This window comes from Arachidicoccus sp. (assembly GCF_050436765.1).
Taxonomy (GTDB): Bacteria; Bacteroidota; Bacteroidia; order Chitinophagales; family Chitinophagaceae; genus Arachidicoccus.
Genome location: NZ_JBNQGD010000321.1, coordinates 1 through 6738 on the forward strand (window position 1 = coordinate 1; position 6738 = coordinate 6738).

Below are 6738 nucleotides of genomic sequence, written 5' to 3' on the forward strand. Positions count from 1 at the left end.
GGAGTTACTTTTTTTAATGTTTCTACGATATGTGTACCATCTATATTACTCACAAAATAAGGCTGTATGCCTTTTACCCAGTAGGGTTTTAATGCTTCTGTAACCATTACAGGACCCAAGTCGCTGCCGCCGATGCCTATGTTTACGATGTATTTTATTTTTTTGCCAGAGTAGCCTTTCCACTGACCGGAATGAATTTTTTCCGCGAATGCTTTCATTTGTTGTTGCACTCTTTTTACATCTGGCATTACGTCTTGCCCGTCTACCAATACTGGCTTGCCTGAAAAATTGCGCAAAGCCGTATGTAATACCGCGCGATTTTCCGTTTCATTAATTTTGTCTCCGTCAAACATCGCTGCAATGGCTTCTTGTAGCTTGCATTCGTCTGCCAGCCCTAACAAAAGATTAAGTGTTTTCTGTGAGAGAATATTTTTAGAATAGTCGAAAAGAATGTCATTAAACCACAAAGAGAATTGATTGAAACGATCTTCTTCTTTTGTAAACAAATTTTTGATTTGCACGTGGTTCATTTCTTCATCGAAATGTTTTTTTAGCAAAATCCAAGCTTGTGTGGTCGTGGGATTGATTTTCGGTAGCATAATATATTATAAGTAATAATTAAGGAGTAAAAATAATTGAATCCGGACAAAGATAAGTTGTATGGTAAAAAGAAGGCTTATTTTTTTGTAATGATATTAATTATAAATCTACTTTTTTAAGAACATCCTAACAAGCTCATATCTTGTATTCGACTATGTTTGCATTTAAAATTATTCAACTTGAAATTTTTATCGTCTTTAATTGTAGTTTCTACATTATTTATCGTAGTCTCATGCAATAATGCGCCAAAATCGGATGGAGCCGACACAACTGCACCCAAAGAAGTTAAACTCTCCACAGCCGGAATAGATTACGCCGTAGATACTGCCGCCAGTAAAGTTATCTGGACAGGATCTAAATTAGTGGGTAGTTCCAACTCCGGAACTATTAATGTACAAAGTGGTAAGGTACTGATTGATAGCGGAAAGGTAGTGGGCGGTGAGTTTGTCTTTGATATGCAAAGTATTCAACCCCAACTGGCCGATGCTCAGAGTAGCGCAAAATTGAAGCAACATTTATCATCATCTGATTTTTTTGCTACAGATTCCTTCCCTACTGCCAAGTTTGAAATCACCGGCGTCAAAAAAGGTGTAGATACCGCCAATGTTGTTTTTAAACAAGCGAACAATATGATTTTCGGAAATCTGACGATTAAAGGCATTACCAAGGGTATTGAATTCCCTGCAAAGATTTCTTTGAACGGAAATAACATGACTGCTGAAGCAAATTTTAATATCGATCGAACCAAATGGGGCATTAATTATGGCTCAGAAAATAGTATGAAAGACCGAATTATCAGTAAGGATATTGAGTTTAAATTAGATATTTCATCTAGCAAATAGACACGATGTAGCCGGATATACCGGACGAACTCCTATCTTTTATAAAAAGTCACGTTAAATAGCGTATTTTTATGTACCTTTGCACGCTAATTGACGAAAAAGTTTATCATAAATGGAATATTTCCGATAAATTTGATTAGTTTAGTTATACAAAATGTACTATTTTATTTTAATTAAAGCCATCCATTATGAGGCAGCTTAAAATTGCCACACAGATTACCAACCGTGATTCACAAGCGGTGGAAAAGTATCTTCAGGAGATTTCAAAGATCTCGATGATTACACCTGAAGAAGAAACCACGCTTGCGCAACGCATTAAAATGGGTGATCAAAGGGCTTTAGACAAATTGGTGCAATCGAACTTGCGTTTCGTGGTATCTGTAGCTAAGCAGTACCAGCATCAGGGTTTATCTCTTAGTGACTTAATTAACGAGGGCAACCTCGGCTTAATCAAAGCAGCGCAACGCTTTGACGAAACCAAAGGTTTCAAATTCATTTCTTATGCCGTATGGTGGATTCGCCAGTCCATTTTACAAGCTTTGGCAGAGCAGGGCAGACTCGTCCGCTTGCCTCAAAACAAAATTGGCACCTATAACAAAGCAAATAAAGCCTACATGGCTTTTGAGCAAGAACACGAACGCGAGCCAAGTACAGAAGAATTGGCTAGTATTCTTGAAATGAGCGAAACAGAAATCAACAACATCTTTCAAAGCAACACGCGTCATACATCATTAGATGCTCCGGTACACGAAGCAGAAGATGTAGCGATGGGCGACCTTCTAGAAGGTGCAGATGATACAGATGATAGTGTGATGAAAGATTCGCTGCGCGAAGAAATTCGCCGTGTACTTAAATCTTTAAGTCCACGTGAAGCGGAAATTGTAAATGCATATTTCGGTCTTGAAGGCGAAAATGGTATTACCATTGAGCAAATAGGGCAGAAATACGATTTGACCAAAGAACGCATTCGCCAAATTAAAGAAAGGGCTATCAAACGCTTACAGAAAGCGCGTTACAGTGGTTCTCTCAAATCCTATCTAGGATAAACCATCTACGAAATTTAAAAACCATCTATTCTAAATAGGTGGTTTTTTTTATAGGAAAATTAAACGGTGAGATTTTTTAAACAAAAATCGCTGCTACATAAAAAAATCTATTAACTTCGTTTTTTAATGACACTATCTACTCCACATCTGCTAGGCATTAAAGATTTAACGAAGGAAGATATACAACTTATTCTTTCGACAGCCTCCCAATTTAAAGAAGTATTACAACGGCCGGTAAAAAAGGTTCCCTCACTTAGAGATATTACAATTGTGAATCTCTTTTTTGAGAACTCCACGCGAACACGCATGTCTTTTGAATTAGCCGAAAAGAGACTTTCTGCGGATGTGCTGAATTTTTCCGCAACGGCTTCCTCGGTAAAAAAAGGAGAGACCCTGCTGGATACGGTAAACAATATTCTGAGCATGAAAGTGGATATGGTGGTCATGCGCCATAGTGCGAGCGGTGCGCCTCATTTTTTGGCAAAGCATATTAATGCAGCCATTATTAACGCGGGAGATGGTATTAATGAACACCCGACACAAGCGTTACTGGATGCATTCTCGATGAAAGAGAAATTGGGTAGAATTCAAGGATTAAAAGTAGCTATTATTGGCGACGTGATGCATAGCCGTGTGGCACTGAGCAATATTTACTTATTAAAGAAAATGGGCGCCGAAGTGATGGTGGCAGGGCCGCCAACTTTAATTCCCAAATATTTGCAGCAGGCTTTGGATGTGCGTGTGGAATATAGCGTGAACAAAGCGCTCCAATGGTGCGATGTGGCGAATGTATTGCGCATACAGCTGGAAAGACAAAGTCAGCCCTTGTTTTCTTCTCTGAGAGAATATAATTTAGCATACGGTATCAGTCGAAAGCTATTAGAAAATTTAGATAAAGAAATTGTCATTATGCATCCTGGGCCGATAAATAGAGGCGTAGAACTTGACAGTGATGTGGCAGACGGACCATCCTCCATTATTTTAAACCAAGTTGAAAACGGTGTGGCCGTGAGAATGGCCGTGCTTTACTTATTATCTGGAACACAAAGTTAGGCTAGATTGAAAGGGATGCTGTTTATCGTTAACTGTACATAAATGTTTTATTCATCAATGACTATAAATTCTCTTTCACTATTCACCACTTATTTACATAATTAATCACTATATGCGTATTGCTCTATTCCCCGGAACCTTTGACCCCATAACATTAGGACATGTAGACATCGTCAACAGGTCTTTGGATTTGTTTGACAAAATAGTAATTGGTATTGGTACGAATGTGAACAAACAGCCAATGTACTCCGAAGCGCAACGTATAGAGTGGATTCAGGAAATTTATAAAGATGATGCACGTGTTGAAGCCAGTGCCTATACTGGTCTGACTGTAAACTTTTGTAAAGAAATAGGTGCCAAATATGTTATACGCGGTATTCGCTTTGTCAGTGATTTTGAATATGAAAAGACCATTGCCGATATGAATCGCAGCCTGGACAATTCCATCGAATCGATATTTCTTACCTGCTTACCTCAATATTCAAGTGTTGCATCCACACTTGTTCGTGACGTTATACAAAATGGTGGCGATGCAGGAATGTTTTTACCCGATGTGGTAAGAAATAGTATTTATTCAAAATAGTAATCTTCGTTTCTTTCCTATACCTTTGCAGCGAATTTAGGTTTTTGTGCAAACAAAATTAAAAGGGAAGTTGGTGTGAATCCAACGCTATCCCCGTAGCTGTAAGCCTTTCAGAAGATATTTATATCTTTTCTTTCGAGCAAAATACCACTGTTGAAATTTTTCAGCGGGAAGGTGTTTGAAAGTGGCGAAGCCAGAAGACCTGCCTTTTTTCAAAAATTTTATCGTTGACTTTCGGGAGCAAAGGTCGGAGATGTAGAAGTTATTGTCCTAATTGAGGCTACGCTTTACCGCATTTCTTGTGCTAAATATTTCGAAAGTATTTTAATCTGTAAATTATTTCGAAATATATGAAAAAAATCATCTACTCATTTTTCGCTGTATTGATTGTAAACGGCGCAGTAGCCCAAACAAAAGATACCACTAATCAATTGGAACAGGTAATTGTGACGGCAAACAAGATAGAACAAAAGCAGAATTCTACCGGAAAAGTAATAACAGTCATTACCAAAGAAGAGTTGGAAAAAAGCGTAGGCAAAACTGTCGCGCAAGTTTTAAATGAGCAAGCCGGTTTGGTTATTAATGGTGCATTAAGCAATGCAGGTACCGTGCAAACCATCTATATGCGTGGCGCTAACTCAGGTCGTGCTTTGATTTTGTTGAATGGTATTCCAGTAGGTGATCCTTCCAATATCGACAATGGCTTTGATTTAAATCTAATTTCTATCAATGATGTGGAACGTATAGAAATAGCCAAAGGCGCCCAATCAACACTGTATGGTAGTGATGCGGAAGCAGGTGTTATCAATATTATTACGACCAAGAAAAATGTGGATAAACCTTTTAATTTGGATGCAACTGCTAGCGGCGGCAACTTAGGAACTTATAAAGGCAATATACGATTGTATGGTAAAGCGGATAAGATTTCTTACACGTTGCGTTATGCAAAATTAAAAACAAAGGGCTTCTCTGCTGCCTATGACAGTACAGGACATGGGCATTTTGATAAAGACGGCTATAATGGTAATTCGACGAACGCTACCGTCAAATATCAAGCGACTGAGAACTTAGCGTTTCATTCTTTTGTGATGTATAACCAATATAAAACCGATTTGGATGCGAGTGTTTTTGCGGACGATAAATATTATACGGTTAATAATAGTGACCTGATAACAGGTGCCGGATTTCAATTCAAAAAAGATGTGGTAACCCTTACCGGGAATTATCAATTTAGCCAGTTAAACAGGAAGTTTAGAAGAGACAGTTTGGATAAAATAGGAACTTATTATTTGAGAAATAACTATTTTGGAAAGTCTCAGTACGCAGAATTATATGCCAATATCCGGCTTGGTAGCGGCTTCACCTTGTTAGAAGGTGGTGATTTTAGATGGAGCGGTGCTAATCAAAACTATTTATCGGTAAGTGGCTTTGGGCCTTATAGTAGTTCCTTTAAAGATACATCCTTTAGTCAGTCATCTTTGTATTCTTCCTTGATGTATAATAGTGATAAAATAAATGTGGAACTAGGTGGAAGACTCAATGTACATTCTCGTTACGGAAGCAATTATACCTATACTTTTAACCCTTCTTATAATTTCAACGAGCATCTCCGTTTATTTGGGAGTATTGCTACCGGATTTAAAACGCCGGGTCTTTATCAGTTATATGATGCCTACTCCGGTAATCCCGATTTGCAGCCGGAGAAATCTATCAGTTATGAATTTGGTTTACAACAAAAAATCGGATGGTTCACCCATCGTTTGGTAGGTTTTTACCGCAATATCAAAAATGGTATCGACTATAATTACATGACCTATAAGTATTTCAATTTTGTAAAACAAAAAGCAGCTGGAATTGAGTATGAATTCACTATACGACCTACAGACAAATTGAGTATTTCCGGTAACTATACTTTCCTGAGCGGCAAAGAAACTACAGAGAACAGAATAGATTATACCGATACTACGTATAACTATTTACTAAGACGTCCAAAGCATGACGTCAACTTAAATATTGGTTACCAGTTTACGCCTAAATTATATATTAGTGCTAACGGAAAATATGTAAGTAAAAGATATGATATAGGCGGCTATATGGTTTCCGACGAATTGATGAAAAGTTATTTTCTATTGAATGCTTACGGCGAATATAAATTTTGCGATAAGCTGAAAATATTTGTCGATGCAGAAAATATTTTAAACAAAAAATTCTTTGATATTGTAGGGTTCAATAGTATTCCTTCTGAAATAACTGCGGGCGTTTCAATAAAGCTATAAGCAGACATGGTATTCGAATCTATTGATAGGGCCTTACAACAACTGGCACGCGTAGATAGCATAGATATTGATTTACGGACACTTCACCTCGATATACCGGGGCAATCGTTATTCGAGGTGGGGTTTTAAATCCAAGGGGAGTTGAATAAATGAAGATGAGTGCAACAACCTTCATAACGACAAAGAAATTAGCTGGCCAACGCAAAAACCTGTGGAAAGGGTATAATATTTTTATTTGAGGACTATTAGATTATGCAAGACATGGATAGGGTCACAGACTGCCTGGGAGTGTAATATAAACTGTGTCAGCTAATTTTTTATTTACCTTTACTGAATCA

General features: G+C 37.7%; 5 protein-coding genes, 1 pseudogene and 1 riboswitch. Of the genes and pseudogenes, 5 read left to right on the forward strand and 1 reads right to left on the reverse strand.

Annotation, left to right across the window (positions count from 1 at the left end; translation table 11 throughout):
• Positions 1 to 599: pseudogene (gene pgi, locus ACQR30_RS13890) on the reverse strand (glucose-6-phosphate isomerase); the annotation flags it as partial.
• Between the two features lie 180 nt (positions 600 to 779).
• Between pgi and ACQR30_RS13895 the strand changes: the two are divergent.
• The 5 genes from ACQR30_RS13895 (at position 780) to ACQR30_RS13915 (ending at position 6400) form a co-directional block, all read left to right on the forward strand.
• Positions 780 to 1442 carry a YceI family protein gene (locus ACQR30_RS13895; protein ID WP_429736140.1) on the forward strand — a complete coding sequence of 221 codons (663 nt, stop codon included), beginning with the start codon at positions 780 to 782 and terminating at the stop codon, positions 1440 to 1442.
• 188 nt (positions 1443 to 1630) lie between these two features.
• Complete coding sequence (locus tag ACQR30_RS13900; RefSeq protein WP_429736142.1) at positions 1631 to 2488, forward strand: sigma-70 family RNA polymerase sigma factor; 858 nt, start codon at positions 1631 to 1633, stop codon at positions 2486 to 2488.
• A 126-nt stretch (positions 2489 to 2614) separates the two neighbouring features.
• Positions 2615 to 3541, forward strand: coding sequence for an aspartate carbamoyltransferase catalytic subunit (locus tag ACQR30_RS13905; protein ID WP_429736144.1), 927 nt, complete (start codon positions 2615 to 2617; stop codon positions 3539 to 3541).
• Between the two features lie 112 nt (positions 3542 to 3653).
• Entirely contained in the window at positions 3654 to 4124 is a 471-nt protein-coding gene (coaD, locus tag ACQR30_RS13910) for a pantetheine-phosphate adenylyltransferase (RefSeq protein ID WP_429736146.1), read from the forward strand.
• A gap of 21 nt (positions 4125 to 4145) precedes the next feature.
• Positions 4146 to 4348: riboswitch (cobalamin riboswitch) on the forward strand.
• A gap of 126 nt (positions 4349 to 4474) precedes the next feature.
• The gene (locus tag ACQR30_RS13915) at positions 4475 to 6400 is read left to right on the forward strand and encodes a TonB-dependent receptor plug domain-containing protein (RefSeq protein WP_429736148.1); all 1926 of its coding nucleotides are present in this window, start codon (positions 4475 to 4477) and stop codon (positions 6398 to 6400) included.
• The last annotated feature ends 338 nt before the right edge of the window (positions 6401 to 6738 follow it).